At 60.8% G+C, this 15,699-nt stretch carries 14 protein-coding genes; 2 read left to right on the forward strand and 12 right to left on the reverse strand.

Features of this window, described 5'->3' with window-relative positions; translation table 11 throughout:
* Positions 1-4 precede the first annotated feature (4 nt).
* The 3 genes from QRN20_RS13340 to QRN20_RS13350 all read right to left on the reverse strand — a co-directional run bounded on the left by QRN20_RS13340 (position 5) and on the right by QRN20_RS13350 (position 2,647).
* A complete protein-coding gene (locus QRN20_RS13340; protein WP_122414148.1) occupies positions 5-847 on the reverse strand; it encodes a substrate-binding periplasmic protein in 843 nt (280 codons plus the stop codon).
* Between the two features lie 120 nt (positions 848-967).
* On the reverse strand, positions 968-1,897 hold the full coding sequence (locus QRN20_RS13345) for an electron transfer flavoprotein subunit alpha/FixB family protein (RefSeq protein WP_122414149.1): 930 nt from the start codon (positions 1,895-1,897) through the stop codon (positions 968-970).
* Positions 1,898-2,647 carry an electron transfer flavoprotein subunit beta/FixA family protein gene (locus QRN20_RS13350; protein WP_029241471.1) on the reverse strand — a complete coding sequence of 250 codons (750 nt, stop codon included), beginning with the start codon at positions 2,645-2,647 and terminating at the stop codon, positions 1,898-1,900.
* A 537-nt stretch (positions 2,648-3,184) separates the two neighbouring features.
* Between QRN20_RS13350 and QRN20_RS13355 the strand changes: the two genes are divergently transcribed.
* Positions 3,185-4,840 (forward strand): electron transfer flavoprotein-ubiquinone oxidoreductase, encoded by a 1,656-nt coding sequence (locus tag QRN20_RS13355; protein ID WP_029241470.1) that lies wholly within the window; start codon positions 3,185-3,187, stop codon positions 4,838-4,840.
* 62 nt (positions 4,841-4,902) lie between these two features.
* Here the strand turns inward: QRN20_RS13355 and QRN20_RS13360 are convergent, their stop codons facing one another.
* Positions 4,903-5,808: an AraC family transcriptional regulator gene (locus QRN20_RS13360; RefSeq protein WP_122414150.1), complete on the reverse strand. Its 906-nt coding sequence runs from the start codon at positions 5,806-5,808 to the stop codon at positions 4,903-4,905.
* Between the two features lie 181 nt (positions 5,809-5,989).
* On the opposite strand from QRN20_RS13360, the gene QRN20_RS13365 reads away from it, so the two are divergent.
* A complete protein-coding gene (locus tag QRN20_RS13365; RefSeq protein WP_004882594.1) occupies positions 5,990-7,042 on the forward strand; it encodes an NAD(P)-dependent alcohol dehydrogenase in 1,053 nt (350 codons plus the stop codon).
* Between the two features lies 1 nt (position 7,043).
* Here the strand turns inward: QRN20_RS13365 and QRN20_RS13370 are convergent, their stop codons facing one another.
* The 8 genes from QRN20_RS13370 to QRN20_RS13405 all read right to left on the reverse strand — a co-directional run bounded on the left by QRN20_RS13370 (position 7,044) and on the right by QRN20_RS13405 (position 15,465).
* Positions 7,044-7,856, reverse strand: a complete 813-nt coding sequence (locus QRN20_RS13370) for an IclR family transcriptional regulator (RefSeq protein WP_004882595.1) — start codon at positions 7,854-7,856, stop codon at positions 7,044-7,046.
* Between the two features lie 65 nt (positions 7,857-7,921).
* Positions 7,922-9,232, reverse strand: a complete 1,311-nt coding sequence (locus QRN20_RS13375) for an MFS transporter (protein ID WP_004882596.1) — start codon at positions 9,230-9,232, stop codon at positions 7,922-7,924.
* 111 nt (positions 9,233-9,343) lie between these two features.
* A complete protein-coding gene (gene dgoD, locus QRN20_RS13380) occupies positions 9,344-10,492 on the reverse strand; it encodes a galactonate dehydratase (RefSeq protein WP_004882597.1) in 1,149 nt (382 codons plus the stop codon).
* 61 nt (positions 10,493-10,553) lie between these two features.
* Positions 10,554-11,183, reverse strand: a complete 630-nt coding sequence (locus QRN20_RS13385; RefSeq protein ID WP_285360546.1) for a 2-dehydro-3-deoxy-6-phosphogalactonate aldolase — start codon at positions 11,181-11,183, stop codon at positions 10,554-10,556.
* Between the two features lies 1 nt (position 11,184).
* Positions 11,185-12,189: a 2-dehydro-3-deoxygalactonokinase gene (locus QRN20_RS13390; protein ID WP_004882599.1), complete on the reverse strand. Its 1,005-nt coding sequence runs from the start codon at positions 12,187-12,189 to the stop codon at positions 11,185-11,187.
* Positions 12,190-12,367: 178 nt separating this feature from the next.
* Positions 12,368-13,480: an aspartate-semialdehyde dehydrogenase gene (gene asd, locus QRN20_RS13395; protein WP_029241467.1), complete on the reverse strand. Its 1,113-nt coding sequence runs from the start codon at positions 13,478-13,480 to the stop codon at positions 12,368-12,370.
* A 70-nt stretch (positions 13,481-13,550) separates the two neighbouring features.
* Positions 13,551-14,633: a 3-isopropylmalate dehydrogenase gene (gene leuB, locus QRN20_RS13400; RefSeq protein ID WP_057408160.1), complete on the reverse strand. Its 1,083-nt coding sequence runs from the start codon at positions 14,631-14,633 to the stop codon at positions 13,551-13,553.
* Between the two features lie 67 nt (positions 14,634-14,700).
* Positions 14,701-15,465, reverse strand: a complete 765-nt coding sequence (locus tag QRN20_RS13405) for a class I SAM-dependent methyltransferase (protein ID WP_285360549.1) — start codon at positions 15,463-15,465, stop codon at positions 14,701-14,703.
* Between the last annotated feature and the right edge of the window lie 234 nt (positions 15,466-15,699).

Genomic DNA, 15,699 nt, shown 5'->3' on the forward strand with positions numbered 1-15,699 from the left:
ATCCCTACTTGGTTGAGGCGCTGGCACTGGCAGGCTGCAACAGCTGGGTTTTCCAGAGATCCAGATTGTGTCGGATCACTTCACCTGCAAGGCCGGAGGCGGCCGATTCTGTCATCTTTTTCGCCAGCTGTCCGCGCAACCATGGATCGTTGCAGGCCGAATTGAACGACAGCGCCAGGTAGAAACCGGGCCTGTCGAGAGGTAAAGGCTGGGCAACTACGTCAGCCGACAAGCCCAATGTCTGCACCATGACCATCCCCGCATAGCGACCGGCCAGCACGTAATCAACCTCGCCCAGCGCCAGTTTCTGGAATGCCGGGGTCAGACCGGAAACGCGCTCCAGCTTCAAATGCTGTCGGGTGGCCTCGTCGAAGTCAGGCGTCAGCCGCGTTTTGTCAGAGATGGCGCCGCTGTGACCATGAAGCTCGCTGAGCGTCGTCAGCGGAACAGCATGATCATGACGCGTCCAGATCACGATATCGTTCTGCGCGATGGCTGGATGGATGTAGTCAAGGGCATCCAGTTGTGCGGCATTCATGGGCGCATCGGCCAGCAGGTCCATGCGTCCGGTGCGTACCTCTTCGAGGGCCTGGCTGCGCTTGCCTGCGTACAGAAACTCGACCTTGATACCCAGCTCTCCGGCCGCCTGTTTCAACAGATCAGCGTTGGCGCCCATCAGGTGCCTGGGATCCTGAGGATCGCGCCACAGGTACGGCGGCGCGTCAGGGCTGCCGGTCACGATCAGCCGCTCACATTTACCCGCCGCAAAACCCAGCGCTGGCGACACAAGCAGCCCCAGCAGAAGCGAGCGCAGCAGTCTGGAATGGGGAACGGAATGGCGTTGCATGGACAGCCCTTTTCACAAGTCGATAAAAAACCCGTTCATCAGACTTCAAACACCGCAGACAAGCCTGACAGTGAATGAAGCCGAATGGAACGGGTTCTCTTTATAGTGGAAGAGGCTGGATCAGACCAGCTTCTCCAGCTCCGGGATTGCTTCGAACAGATCCGCTACCAAACCGTAATCGGCCACCTGGAAGATCGGCGCTTCTTCGTCCTTGTTGATCGCAACGATCACCTTGGAGTCCTTCATGCCCGCCAGATGCTGGATCGCGCCGGAGATACCGACCGCGATGTACAGCTGTGGCGCAACGATCTTGCCGGTCTGACCGACCTGCATGTCGTTGGGCACGAAACCGGCATCGACGGCAGCGCGCGAAGCACCAACCGCAGCGCCCAGCTTGTCCGCCAGCGCGTAGAGGTGCTTGAAGTTGTCACCGTTCTGCATGCCGCGACCGCCGGAAACGACGATTTTGGCAGCCGTCAGCTCTGGACGGTCGGACTTGGCCAGCTCTTCGCCGACGAAGCTCGACTTGCCGACGTCGTGAGCAGCCGAAACCGCTTCGACCGACGCCGAACCGCCTTCTGCAGCAACCGGATCGAAGCCGGTGGCACGCACGGTGATGACCTTGACCGAAGCAGTGGACTGCACGGTGGCAATGGCGTTACCGGCGTAGATCGGACGGGTGAAGGTGTCAGCCGATTCGACCGAGATGATTTCCGAGATCTGGTCCACATCCAGCTGCGCAGCGACGCGTGGCAGGATGTTCTTGCCATTGGACGTGGCGGCAGCCAGCACGTGGCTGTGACCGGCGGCCAGTTCAACGACCAGCGGCGCGACGTTTTCCGGCAATTGATGCGCGTAGGCGGCGTTGTCGGCCACCAGCACTTTTGCCACGCCAGCGATTTTCGCAGCGGCTTCGGCCACGGCGCTTACGCCGGAACCGGCCACCAGCAGGTGGATGTCGCCACCGATCTTCTGGGCCGCAGCGAGGGTGTTGAGCGTAGCCGGGGCTACGGTTGCATTGTCGTGCTCAGCGATAACCAGGATCGTCATTTAGATTACCTTCGCTTCGGTTTTCAGTTTCTCGACCAGTTCGGCCACCGATTTGACCTTGATGCCCGCGCTGCGCGCAGCCGGTGCTTCGACCTTGAGGGTCTTGTTGGTCGAGGCCGTGGAAACGCCCAGTGCGTCGGGTGTCAGCACTTCAAGCGGCTTCTTCTTCGCTTTCATGATGTTGGGCAGCGAGGCGTAACGTGGCTCGTTCAGACGCAGGTCTGTGGTCACGATGGCCGGCAGGCTCAGGGAAACGGTTTGCAGACCGCCATCGATCTCGCGGGTCACGGCAACCTTGTCGCCCGACACTTCGACCTTGGACGCGAAGGTGCCCTGCGGATAGCCGCTCAGCGCAGCCAGCATCTGGCCAGTCTGATTGTTGTCGCTGTCGATGGCCTGCTTGCCAAGGATGACCAGTTGCGGCTGCTCCTTGTCGACAACGGCCTTGAGCAGCTTGGCAACAGCCAGGGACGTCAGTTCTTCGGCGGACTCGACCAGCACGGCGCGGTCGGCACCCAGTGCCAACGCAGTACGCAGTTGCTCTTGAGCAGTGGTCGGGCCGATGGTCACAACCACGATTTCAGTCGCGACGCCCTTCTCTTTCAGGCGTACAGCCTCTTCCACGGCAATTTCGCAGAAAGGGTTCATGGACATTTTGACGTTGGCAAGATCGACGCCGGAGTTGTCCGCCTTGACGCGAACCTTGACGTTGTAGTCGACCACTCGTTTGACAGCTACAAGAACCTTCATGGATTCCTCACTCTCCGGTGAAAAGAAGTCGCCCGGCAATACCAGGCGATCGATATGTGTCCTCAACAAGCAATCGTATTCGTGCAGGCGAACATGCCTTGATGCAAATCCCGCCAAAAGCCCGATAAAAACAGGGCGTCACCCGTCATGCACCGGCAGGGTGTGTAAAATGCGCAGGGCGACACTGGCCGTTTACGTGACTGCCTGCACTGCATTCGCCTGATGCCTTTTTCCGGGTCCGCTGCAGATATCCGCAAGGGATGTCCGTGGAAGCCCGTTTCAGCCTACGGCAAACGCAAAACCGCCCGTATCTTGACCGCAACGCCTTTTCCGGTCAATACGCCAAATCGGCCAGTCATGAGTCGTGCGTCTTTGATTTATCTGGCCTGCGGCCGATTCAAACAAACGTTTGTATTGGACCGGCGCAGTGGTGTAGATATACTGCACGCCTTAAAAAGATATGCGGTCCAAGTCCGTATGTCGGTCCACCGTGACCCATAAAAAAATACCGTGAGCCTTGAGAGTAGGAGATAGCCTGTGGAACGCGAATACATGGAATTCGACGTCGTCATCGTCGGAGCCGGCCCGTCCGGGCTTTCAGCCGCTTGCCGCCTCAAGCAGAAGGCTGCCGAAGCCGGGCAGGAAATCAGCGTCTGCGTGGTGGAAAAAGGCTCCGAAGTCGGTGCACACATCCTGTCCGGTGCGGTGTTCGAACCCCGCGCCCTGAACGAACTGTTCCCTGACTGGCAGGCGCTGGGCGCGCCGCTCAACACGCCGGTCAAGCGTGACGACATTTATGTTCTGAATGACGCCGAGAAAGCCCGCAAGGTGCCGAACTTCTTCGTGCCCAGGACCATGCACAACGAAGGCAACTACATCATCTCGCTGGGCAATCTGTGTCGCTGGATGGCTCAGCAGGCCGAGAACCTGGGCGTTGAGATTTACCCCGGCTTCGCAGCTCAGGAAGCGCTGTTCGACGAAAACGGCGTCGTGCGCGGCATCGTCACCGGCGACCTGGGTGTCGACCGCGAAGGCAACCCGAAAGAAGGCCTGTACACGCCGGGCATGGAATTGCGCGCCAAGTACACGCTGTTTGCAGAAGGCTGCCGTGGCCACATCGGCAAGCAACTGATCAAGCGTTTCGATCTGGACAATGAAGCCGACGTGCAGCATTACGCCATCGGCCTCAAGGAAATCTGGGAAGTCGACCCGGCGAAACACGAGCAGGGTCTGGTGGTCCACACCGCCGGCTGGCCGCTGGACGACGCCAATCCGGGCGGCTCCTTCCTTTATCACCTGGAAAACAATCAGGTAGTGGTCGGTCTGATCGTTGATCTTTCCTACTCCAACCCGTACCTGTCGCCGTTCGACGAATTCCAGCGTTACAAGCATCACCCGGTCATCAAGCAATACCTGGAAGGCGGCAAGCGCATCAGCTACGGCGCCCGCGCCATCGCCAAGGGCGGCCTGAACTCGCTGCCGAAGATGGTCTTCCCTGGCGGCGCACTGATCGGCTGCGACCTGGGCACCCTGAACTTCGCCAAGATCAAGGGCAGCCACACGGCCATGAAGTCCGGCATGCTGGCTGCCGATTCGGTTGCCGAAGCGTTGCTGGCAGGCAAGGAAGGCGGCGACACACTGACTTCCTACGTCGATGCATTCAAGGCCAGCTGGCTGCATGATGAACTGTTCACCAGCCGCAACTTCGGCGTGGCCATTCACAAGTACGGCGCGATCAAGGGCGGTGCATTCAACTTCATCGACCAGAACATCTTTGGCGGCAAACTGCCGTTCACGCTGCACGACACCAAGCCGGACTACGCCTGCCTCAAGCTGGCCGCCGACTCGAAGAAGATCGACTACCCGAAACCCGACGGCAAGCTCAGCTTCGACAAGCTCAGCTCGGTATTCCTCTCCAGCACCAACCATGAAGAGGAACAGCCTTGCCACTTGAAGCTGACCGACCCGAGCATTCCGATCAGCAAGAACCTGCCGCTGTACGACGAACCGGCGCAGCGCTACTGCCCGGCGGGCGTGTATGAAGTGATCACCAAAGAAGACGGCGAGAAACGCTTCCAGATCAACGCCCAGAACTGCGTGCACTGCAAGACCTGCGACATCAAGGATCCCTCCCAGAACATCACCTGGGTGGCACCGGAAGGCGCTGGCGGTCCGACCTACCCGAACATGTAAGTGTTCCGGTCGCGACAACAATAAAGGCTCCCTCGGGAGCCTTTATCTTTTTCAGCAGCAGGTCAGGCGGGAACGCCCGGATACGCGCCCTCTTCGCCCGGACTGCGCTCGAAATAGCGTTTGTACTCGCGACTGAATTGCGACGCACTCTGATAGCCGACCCGCAACGCCACCTGCGCGACGCCCAGCCCTTCAGCCACCAGCAACTGCTGAGCCTTGAGCAGCCGCAGGCGCTTGAGGTACTGCACCGGTGACAACAGGGTGCTGCGCTTGAAGTGCTCATGAAAGGTCGAGGTGCTCATGTTCGCGCAACGTGCCAGCGTATCGACATTCAGCGCATCGGCGTAATGCTCATGCAAGTAGGTCACCGCAGATGCGATCCGTGCAAATTGCCCTTGCTGTTCGACCAGCGCCCGCAGCACGCCCGCCTGCGGCCCGCGCAGCGCGCTGTACAGCACATCACGAATCCGGGCCTGACCCATGGCCTGACACTCCAGCGGGTCGTGCAGGCAGCGCAGCAGGCGCTCGACACTGTCACGCATCCCGGCATCGATCAGTACCGAGGTCATGGACTCAGGCGTCTGCGGCTGGCAGTCCTGCAACGACAGCGAGCCCATCACCTGCACCAGTTCGCCGAGCAAAACCCGGTCGATCGACACCGACACGCCATACAGCGGCTTGTCCGGCGTGGCAAAGGTCTCGCATTTGAAAGGCACTGACAGTGCCTGAATCAGGTAGTGACCGGTGCCGTACTCGAACGTGCGCGTCCCCAGGCAGGCGATCTTGCTGCCCTGCACCACGATCATCAGGCTCGGCTCATACATCTGCGGGCTGCTCGCCACATAGCTGAACGCCGAGAGCACACGCACCTCTGGCAAGTGCGTGTCGACAAAGCCGGGACGCACCGCCAGCGGCTGGATCAACGAGACCAGAACAGCATTGCCATCGACAGGATGAGAGAGCGACATTAAGGAGTACCGGCAGAGAATCAGACAGCTCCATGATCGCAGATTTGCGCGCTTGAGCGGTACCCGGATCCGGCAGCCGGAGGAATAGGCATGAAACACGGAGGAATCACCCTAGCGACACACGCCCATCACGCGGACAATGATTCGCCTCTTCTCCGTATCATTTCGCGAGGTCATATTTATGTACACAGCCATCGGTTACGCCGCCCAGTCAGCCACCGCTCCCCTCGCCCCGATGACCTTCGAACGTCGCGCTCCGCGTGCCGACGACGTTGCCATCGAAATCCTCTACTGTGGCGTATGCCACTCCGACATCCACCAGGCGCGCAACGAGTGGGGCATTGCCGTCTACCCGTTGATGCCGGGCCACGAGATCGTCGGTCGCGTTACCGCCACCGGTGCCAACGCCACCCAATACAAGGTCGGTGATCTGGTCGGTGTCGGCTGCATGGTCGACTCCTGCCGTGAGTGCTCGGCCTGCAAGTCGGACCTTGAGCAGTATTGCCTGGAAGGTCCGACCATGACCTACGCCACGCCAGACCGCGTGGACGGCAGCAACACCATGGGCGGTTATTCCAACAGCATCGTGGTCAGCGAACACTTCGTCGTGCGCGTTCCCGAGAAGCTGGATCCGGCCGCTGCTGCACCGATTCTCTGTGCAGGCATCACCACCTACTCGCCGCTCAAGCACTACGGCGTGAAGGCCGGTGACAAGGTCGGCATTCTGGGCATGGGTGGTCTGGGCCACATGGGCATCAAGTTCGCCAAGGCGATGGGCGCCGAAGTCACCCTCTTCACCCGCTCCGCGTCGAAAGCTCAGGAAGCGCGTCGCCAGGGTGCCGATCACGTGATCGTCTCCACCGATGCCGAACAGATGAAAGCGGCCGCCGGTCATTTCGACTTCCTGCTCGACACCATTCCGGTGCAGCACGACCTGAACCCCTACCTGCAGACCCTGCGTTTCGACGGTGTGCACATTCTGGTCGGTCTGATCGAGCCGGTTGAACCGCCGGTCCACGCCGCCAACCTGGTGATGAGCCGCCGCGTACTGGCTGGCTCGCTGATCGGCGGTATCGCCGAGACTCAGGAAGTGCTGGATTTCTGCGCCGAGAACGACATCACCTGCGACATCGAGATGCTCGACATCCGCAACATCAACGAAGCCTACGAGCGCATGCTGGCCGGTGACGTGAAGTACCGCTTTGTCATCGACATGGCCACGCTCAAAGCCTGATTCAGGCGGCCCCGAGTTCGGCCGACAGTCCCGCCGCGATCTCCCTGATCAGCGGGACCAGTTCGGCCATCTTTTCCAGGGGCATGTACGGAACCGTACTGGCGACGCTGATGCCAGCCACAATCTGCTGGCTGGCATCACGCACCGGCGCCGCGACACAACGGATCGACGGTTCGTTGTCCTCCAGATCGAACGCGTAACCTCCCGCCACATATTCCTGCCTGCGCTGCTGCAGTTGCTCCCACGTCTGTTGCTCGTGATTGGGCCACAACGGATGCTTGCCTGACGCTGGCATGCTGACCTCGTAGAGACGAAGCCACTCGGCTTCAGGACTGTCCAGCAATAGCGCCTTGCCGATACCCGTGCGCACCAACGGCATACGATGCCCGACCCGCGAACGCATCTCCGGACCATTGCGGCCGGGATTCTTGTGCAGGTACAGCACGTCATCGCCTTCACGCACCGCCAGATGCACGGTGTCTCCGGTCAACGCCGACAGCCTGTCCAGAAACGGCCGCGCCAGAATCGCCAGCGGCACTTCCTCTCGCGCTTGAAAGCCCAGCTCGATCAGTTTCGGCCCCAACAGATAACCCACCTGAGGAACCACCCGAAGGTAGCGTTCGTCCACCAGACAACTGGCCAGACGATGGGTGGTGCTGCGTGTGGTGCCGATCAGGCGGGCGATTTCCTTCAGATCCCGGGCACCACTGGCCACGGCCTGAACCACACCCAGGCCGCGCAACAGGGTCTGGGTTCCGGCAGGTGCCGACTCTTTGCCTGGAGGATTTTCAGCGGGAAGCGGTTCGTTGTGCATGACAAGCCTTAATCAGATCGGGACGCTGGCGGCATTATCGTCGCCAGCGTCAGGACACGTCGATATCAGAGTTCGATGCGCTCGACTTTACCCACCAGCAGGATGTAGGACAGCGCACCCAGCAGTGCCAGCACCGAGATGTAGGTGATGGCGGGTGCAAACGAATCGCCCGAAGCCAGGAAGCCGATCACGATTGGCGTGGCGATGGCCGCCAGATTGCCGATGAAGTTGAAGGTGCCGCCTGTCAGCCCCAGAAGACGCGCCGGGGCCAGTGTCGACACCAGCGACCAGGTGATCGATGCCAGACCGTTGCCGAAGAACGCCAGCGCCAGAAACGCGATCACCAGCGGCGTGGATTCGACGAAGTTGGCGCCGATGATCGACGTGGAAATCAGCAGACCCGCAATGATCGGCAGCTTGCGAGCGAAGCCCACGGTGTGCCCGCGACGGATCAGCCAGTCGGAGAAGAACCCCGAACACAGCACGCCGACGAAGGCGGCCAGAAACGGCAGCGACGCCAGCAGCCCGGACTTGATGAAGTCCATGCCCCGGTATTTCACCAGATAGGTCGGAAACCAGGTCAGGAAAAACCACAGTGTGGAGTTCAGGCAGAACTGGCCGAGGTAAATACCCCACAGCTTGCGCCTGCTGAGGACGATGCCCAGGTCCAGCCAGCTGAAACCCTGCTTCTGCTTTTCGACGTCCTTCTGAATGTCCACCAGCCCGCCGCCTTCGCGGATCAGGTCGATTTCCTGCTGGTTGACACCCTTGAAGTCACGGGGCTCGCGGTACACCGCGTACCAGATCGCTGCCCAGAGCACACCGACGCCGCCGGTCGCGACGAACACCATGTGCCAGCCGTAATGCGCCTGCAGCCACGCCAGCACCGGCGTCAGAAACGCCAGACCGACGAACTGCCCGGAGGTGTAGAAACCAATCGCCGTGGCACGCTCGCGCTCGGGAAACCAGGTGGTCACTACGCGACTGTTGATCGGATAGGCGGGAGCTTCCAGCGCACCGACGGCCATGCGCAGCACGAACAGCGCAATGAAGCTGGCGGCAAAGCCAAGCATGATGGTGGCGATCGACCACAACGCCAGAGCCACGGTGTAGAGAATGCGCGGCGGCACGCGATCCACCAACCAGCCACCGGGCAACTGCATGGCCGCATAGGTCCAGCCGAACGCGGAGAAGATCAGACCTACATGAACCGGATCGATGCCCAGCTCGGACGTCAGCGCCGGTGCGGCAATCGACAGGTTGCTGCGGTCCAGGTAATTGATGACCACGGTGATGAACAGCAGCACCATGATAAAGAAACGTTTGCGGGACGGCGTCACCAGTGATGCCGCGCCCTCCATCGTACGAGTGCGCATGAAAATGTTTCCTCTTTTTGGATTTATTGAGGATGTGTGTTGTTGGCAAATCGCTTGGATCGTGCCTCACGCTCTGCGTGGGCACGAACAGGGGGCCTGCTCCGGATCAGATCACCACTCGGCAAAGCTGCCATCGGCATGACGCCAGATCGGGTTGCGCCAGCGGTGGCCGATGGCGGCGCGTTCCTTGACGTATTCCTCGTTGATTTCAATGCCAAGGCCCGGACCGTTGGGGATCTTGACCATGCCCTTGTCGTAGTCAAAGACTTCCGGGTGCTTGACGTAATCCAGCAGGTCGTTGCTTTCGTTGTAGTGAATGCCCAGGCTCTGCTCCTGAATGAACGCGTTGTAGCAGACCGCATCCAGTTGCAGGCACGCCGCCAATGCAATCGGCCCCAACGGGCAATGCAGCGCCAGCGCCACGTCGTAGGCTTCGGCCATGTTGGCGATCTTGCGTGTCTCGGTAATGCCACCCGCGTGCGATGCATCCGGCTGGATAATGTCGACGTAGCCTTCGCTCAACACACGCTTGAAGTCCCAGCGCGAGAACAACCGCTCGCCCAGCGCAATCGGCGTACTGGTCAGCGGTGCCAGCTCTTTCAGCGCTTCGTAGTTCTCGCTGAGCACCGGCTCCTCGATGAACATCAGCTTGTACGGGTCCAGCTCCTTCATCAGCACCTTGGCCATCGGCTTGTGCACGCGGCCATGGAAATCGACGCCGATCCCGACGTTCGGACCGACCGCGTCACGCACCGCCGCGACGTTGGCCAGGGCCAGATCGACCTTGTCGAAGGTGTCGAGAAATTGCAGTTCTTCAGTGCCGTTCATCTTCACCGCAGTGAAACCACGCTCGACCGCTTCCCGTGCCGCACGTGCGGTGTCGGCCGGACGGTCGCCGCCGATCCAGGAATAGACGCGAATCTTGTCACGCACCTGACCACCCAGCAGATCGCTGACCGATACACCCAGGGCCTTGCCCTTGATGTCCCACAGCGCCTGATCGATCCCGGCCAGCGCGCTCATGTGGATCGCCCCGCCACGGTAGAAGCCGCCGCGGTACAGCACGGTCCAGATGTCTTCGATGTTGCGCGGGTCCTTGCCGATCAGGTAATCGGAAAGCTCTTCCACGGCCGCGGCCACGGTGTGCGCACGGCCCTCGACGACCGGCTCACCCCAGCCAACGACGCCCTCGTCGGTCTCGACTTTCAGGAAGCACCAGCGCGGCGGAACGATGAAGGTGGTCAATTTGGTGATTTTCATGAGTACGGCTTCTCTTATTGGTTCTCTTGTCAGGCGGCTGCGTCTGGCCCGCCGATCCGTTTCAAAGCGATGAGGTGTGTTCTTTCCAGGCGGCCACATAGGCCTTGGCGCGCTCGGCGACGTCGGCAGCGTTCATGCCCGGCTTGAACAGCCCGGAACCGAGACCGAAACCTTTGACGCCCGCGTCGAGAAACACCTTCATGTTGTCCGGCGTGATGCCACCGACCGGCAGCAGGACCGTGCCTGCGGGCAGCACCGCCAACCAGGCCTTGACCACTGCGGGCGACATTTGCTCGGCCGGGAACAGCTTGAGTACATCAGCGCCCTCAGACAGTGCGGCAAAGGCCTCGGTCGGCGTGGCCACGCCCGGCGACAGGAACATGTTTGCCGCTTTGGCCGCCCGCAGTACCTTGGGGTCGCTGTGCGGCATGACGATGACCTGCCCGCCTGCGTCCTTGACCTGCGTCACCTGCTCGGGCGTCAGCACGGTTCCGGCGCCGATCAGGCAATCGGCAGGCAGGCGCTGGCGCAGCAGGCCGATGCTGTCGAACGGCTGAGGAGAATTGAGCGGCACTTCGATGACCCGAAAGCCCGCCTGATACAGCTCATCGCCAATCGCCGGGGCCTCTTCGGGACGCAGGCCGCGCAGAATCGCGACCAGGCCGTTTTCCTTCAATGCTTGCTTGAGCATGTCACACCTCTTGAACGTAATGGGACGACTGGCGCGCGACCAGACCGGCCTGAACTGCGACCTGCCAGAGGCCGCGCTCGGTCGCCTGGGCGGCCACTGTCACCCGGGGAAAGCCGCAGGCGGTCAGGCCACGCGCATAGCGCTGGCACAGCGACTCGCTGCCGATGAGAATCACCGCAGGCAGATGGCCGTGGGCGTCGTATTGAAGTCTGGCGAGCGAGGCCAGTTCATGGCCGATCAACAGACCGGACAGGTAATCGGGCTGGCTGCTCGCAGGTAACTGGCCAGTAAGGCCGAGCGTTCGGCAACTGAAGATGGTGGACAGAGGGCCGGCAGCGCCCTCCTCCGACTGTGCATTGGCGAGCCCGCGATCGAACGCGGCACTGTCGAACGTTTCGCTCGGCTGCATGGTGCGTCCGAGAATGGTATGGGCGCACAGCGCCGCGTAGACCTCGCCGGTCATGAAGGTATCGAAATGAACGATGCGATCCTGCGCCACCTGTACCCACTTGGAGTGGCTGCCCGGCAGGCCGATCAACAGCGGCTGGCTGGCCGACTGCTCGTCGAGTCCGGCGAGCACGCCCAGCACCTGAGTCTCTTCACCGCGCATGACATTGGGCAGCGTCGAACGCTGCAACACACCGGGGATGATGTGAACGGTCACGCCACGCACGCTGCGTACGGTCTGCAAAGCGGCGCTCAGCTCATCGACGCTGGCAGGCGCTTCACGATAGGTCGCCTCGCGCCAGCCTTGCGCGCTGCCAACCATGCCGCAGGCGATCACCGGCAGATCAGGCCGCGCGTCGAGCCAGTCGCCGCATGCTTCATCAAAGGCCAGCTCGAACCCGTCGCTGCACAGCGTGCCCGCGATCATCCGTGGGTTGTCCGGCAATTGCATGATGCCCGCGCTCAGGGCGCGTTGTTCCAGTACCTGGCCGTGTTCGCCAAGTCGATAAGCACGAAGTGAGGTCGTCCCCCAGTCGAGCGCGATCAAGTGCGCCTGCATTGCTTCACCTTTTGTATTTTTGGAAGTGAGTGCAGGACGGACTATAAACCCGAAATCGGAGTTATCTCAATATGTAAATTTCAATCCCATATATTGGGATATAAATTGCCTTATCAACGGGCAATAAAAAACCCGCGTCCTGGTCAGGACGCGGGTTCGGGGTGCAACGGCGTTTCGATCAACGTTCCAGCAGGATTCTCAGCATGCGGCGCAGCGGTTCGGCCGCTCCCCACAACAGCTGGTCACCCACGGTGAATGCGCCCAGGTACTGCGAGCCCATGTTCAGCTTGCGCAAGCGACCCACCGGAATGCTCATGGTGCCGGTCACAGCCGTCGGGCTGAGGTCCTGCATGCTGGCTTCACGGTTGTTCGGCACCAGCTTGACCCAAGGGTTGTGCTGGCTGATCAAGCCTTCAATGTCCGCAATCGGCACATCCTTGTTCAGCTTGATGGTCAGTGCCTGACTGTGGCAACGCATGGCGCCGATGCGCACGCAGATGCCGTCCACCGGAATCGGGCTCTTGAAACGGCCCAGAATCTTGTTGGTTTCGGCCTGGCCTTTCCATTCTTCACGGCTCTGGCCGTTCGGCAGCGCCTTGTCGATCCATGGAATCAGGCTGCCCGCCAGCGGTACGCCAAAGTTCTCGGTCGGGAACGCTTCGCCACGCATGGCTTCAGCCACCTTGCGGTCGATGTCCAGAATGGCACTGGCCGGGTTGGCCAGTTCATCGGCAACCGAGGCGTGCACAGCGCCCATCTGCTTGATCAGCTCACGCATGTTCTGCGCACCGGCACCGGAAGCCGCCTGATACGTCATGACGTTCATCCACTCGACCAGACCGGCTTCGAACAGACCACCCAGCCCCATCAGCATCAGACTGACCGTGCAGTTGCCGCCGATGTAGTTCTTGGTACCGGCGTCGAGCTGCTGATCGATGACCTTGCGGTTGACCGGATCCAGCACGATGACAGCGTCATCCTGCATGCGCAGGCTGGAAGCCGCGTCGATCCAGTAACCCTGCCAGCCCGCCTCGCGCAGCTTGGGGAATACCTCGTTGGTGTAGTCGCCGCCCTGGCAGGTCAGCACCACGTCCAGGGTCTTCAGCTCGTCGATGCTGTACGCATCTTTCAGTGGCGCAAGATCCTTGCCCACCGAAGGCGCCTGGCCACCGACATTGGAGGTAGTGAAGAACACCGGCTCAATGAGATCGAAGTCCTGCTCTTCCCGCATCCGCTGCATGAGCACGGAACCGACCATGCCACGCCAACCGATCAGACCTACACGTTTCATCGCAACACACCTAGAAAAAAAGTGGGACCGCTATTCTGCGGATGCACAGCAGAATAGCGGGCCAGAGAGATTACAGATTCCGCAGCGCGGCGACTACTGCGTCGCCCATTTCTTGCGTACCGACTTTGGTGTTACCCGTCGAAAAGATGTCGCCGGTGCGCAGACCCTGATCCAGAACCACGCTGACGGCTTTTTCGATGGCGTCGGCAGCGTCGGTCAGGTTGAAGCTGTAACGCAGCATCATCGATACCGAGAGGATAGTCGCCAGCGGGTTGGCGATGCCTTTGCCAGCGATGTCCGGTGCCGAACCGTGGCAAGGCTCGTACATGCCCTTGTTGTTGGTGTCCAGCGACGCGGACGGCAGCATGCCGATGGAGCCGGTCAGCATCGACGCCTGATCGGACAGGATGTCGCCGAACAGGTTGTCGGTCACGATCACGTCGAACTGCTTGGGCGCACGCACCAGTTGCATGGCGGCGTTGTCGACGTACATGTGGCTCAGCTCGACTTCAGGGTAATCCTTGGCGACCTGCTCGACGATTTCGCGCCACAGCTGGCTCGACGACAGCACGTTGGCCTTGTCCACCGAACACAGCTTCTTGTTGCGCACCATGGCCATGTCGAAACCGACGCGGGCGATACGACGGATCTCGCTTTCGCTGTAGGGCAGCGTGTCATAAGCCTCGCGCTCGCCGTTATCCAGCACACGAACACCACGTGGCGCGCCGAAGTAGATCCCACCGGTCAGTTCGCGCACGATCAGGATGTCCAGACCGGCGACGATTTCAGGCTTGAGGCTGGAGGCGTCGGCCAGTTGCGGATAGAGAATCGCCGGGCGCAGGTTGCCGAACAGGCCCAGTTGCGCACGAATCTTCAACAGGCCGCGCTCAGGACGGATGTCACGCTCGATGGTGTCCCACTTCGGGCCACCCACGGCGCCGAGCAGAACAGCGTCGGCTTTGCGGGCGCGCTCTAGAGTCTCGTCGGCCAGCGGCACGCCGTGCTTGTCGATGGCAGCGCCACCGATCACGTCGTGAGTCAATTCAAAACCCAGCTGATACTTCTCGTTGGCCAGTTCCAGCACCTTGACCGCTTCGGTCATGATTTCCGGACCAATGCCATCACCTGGGAGAATCAGAATCTGCTTGCTCATAACTTCCTCGATTTTTTATCGACGCCTCGGACAGCGCCCGTTTATAACGTTTCAAGCCGTAAAAAGATTAACGCTCGGCCCACAGCACCAGCACATCGGTACTGAATGAACCCTGCGAATCAATCTCGAAATACTGACGCACTTCATCGCCCATCGCCTGCTGCAATTCGCGTATGGCCACGCGCAACGGCTGCGGGGTGCGCATGCGCTCGACCCACGACGCAAACTCCAGATGCAGACGCTGACGAGTATGACTGCGGGTAAACAACCCCGCGTCGCTGACCTGATGCAGCCATTCGGCGGCGGAATAATCGCGCACATGGCTGGTGTCGCGCAGCACTTCAACCGTTTGCAGATAAGTATCCAGCAACGGACTGCCCGGCGACATTACATCGATGAACGCCGCCACACCGCCCGGTTTCAATACCCGGCGCACTTCACGCAACGCCAGAGCGAGATCGCTCCAATGATGAGCCGAATAGCGACTGAAAACGAAGTCGAACTCGCCGTCAGCGAACGGCAAGCTCTCGGCCGCACCGCATACCGTGCGGATGTTACCCAGACCCTTGTCGGCGGCCGCAGCGGCGACCACGTCGAGCATCTGCTGTGACAGGTCGTACGCGACCACTTCACCGACAGACGGCGCAACATTGAAGCTCACATGACCCGCCCCGCAACCCAGATCCAGCACCCGCGCATTCCCGCGCCCTTTGACAGCGTCCTGTAGCAGCGCAAACTCGGCACCTTGCGCGTGAACGGCGCTATTGAGGTAAGCCGAAGCCTGTTCGCCGAATTGGCGCTGTACGACCTGGGTGTGGACTGTGCTGGTCATGGGTGGTTTCTCTCAAGGTTCAGGGGTTGAACTGGGCCGCTCTTGAAGTTGCTTCTGCGAACACGCGATCCACTGACTGACACGCCGAAATATCCTGTGGGAGGCACCACCACGTCTTCGACGTAGCGCTGTCGCGCAGCAAACACCGAACCGTGGGAGGCGGCTTGCCGGCGATGGCGTCATTTCAGGCACTGAGATGTCCCCTGTAAATCGCATCGCCGGCAAGCCGTCTCC

The sequence above is a fragment of the Pseudomonas sp. fls2-241-TYG-175 genome, assembly GCF_030209155.1.
Lineage (GTDB): Bacteria > Pseudomonadota > Gammaproteobacteria > Pseudomonadales > Pseudomonadaceae > Aquipseudomonas > Aquipseudomonas viridiflava.

What these genes read in the sequence shown, in the direction of transcription:
- QRN20_RS13340 (WP_122414148.1), bottom strand. Translation starts at nt 847, where the DNA reads ATGCAACGCCATTCCGTTCCCCATTCCAGACTGCTGCGCTCGCTTCTG.
- QRN20_RS13345 (WP_122414149.1), bottom strand. Translation starts at nt 1,897, where the DNA reads ATGACGATCCTGGTTATCGCTGAGCACGACAATGCAACCGTAGCCCCG.
- QRN20_RS13350 (WP_029241471.1), bottom strand. Translation starts at nt 2,647, where the DNA reads ATGAAGGTTCTTGTAGCTGTCAAACGAGTGGTCGACTACAACGTCAAG.
- QRN20_RS13360 (WP_122414150.1), bottom strand. Translation starts at nt 5,808, where the DNA reads ATGTCGCTCTCTCATCCTGTCGATGGCAATGCTGTTCTGGTCTCGTTG.
- QRN20_RS13365 (WP_004882594.1), top strand. Translation starts at nt 5,990, where the DNA reads ATGTACACAGCCATCGGTTACGCCGCCCAGTCAGCCACCGCTCCCCTC.
- QRN20_RS13370 (WP_004882595.1), bottom strand. Translation starts at nt 7,856, where the DNA reads ATGCACAACGAACCGCTTCCCGCTGAAAATCCTCCAGGCAAAGAGTCG.
- QRN20_RS13375 (WP_004882596.1), bottom strand. Translation starts at nt 9,232, where the DNA reads ATGCGCACTCGTACGATGGAGGGCGCGGCATCACTGGTGACGCCGTCC.
- dgoD (WP_004882597.1), bottom strand. Translation starts at nt 10,492, where the DNA reads ATGAAAATCACCAAATTGACCACCTTCATCGTTCCGCCGCGCTGGTGC.
- QRN20_RS13385 (WP_285360546.1), bottom strand. Translation starts at nt 11,183, where the DNA reads ATGCTCAAGCAAGCATTGAAGGAAAACGGCCTGGTCGCGATTCTGCGC.
- QRN20_RS13390 (WP_004882599.1), bottom strand. Translation starts at nt 12,189, where the DNA reads ATGCAGGCGCACTTGATCGCGCTCGACTGGGGGACGACCTCACTTCGT.
- asd (WP_029241467.1), bottom strand. Translation starts at nt 13,480, where the DNA reads ATGAAACGTGTAGGTCTGATCGGTTGGCGTGGCATGGTCGGTTCCGTG.
- leuB (WP_057408160.1), bottom strand. Translation starts at nt 14,633, where the DNA reads ATGAGCAAGCAGATTCTGATTCTCCCAGGTGATGGCATTGGTCCGGAA.
- QRN20_RS13405 (WP_285360549.1), bottom strand. Translation starts at nt 15,465, where the DNA reads ATGACCAGCACAGTCCACACCCAGGTCGTACAGCGCCAATTCGGCGAA.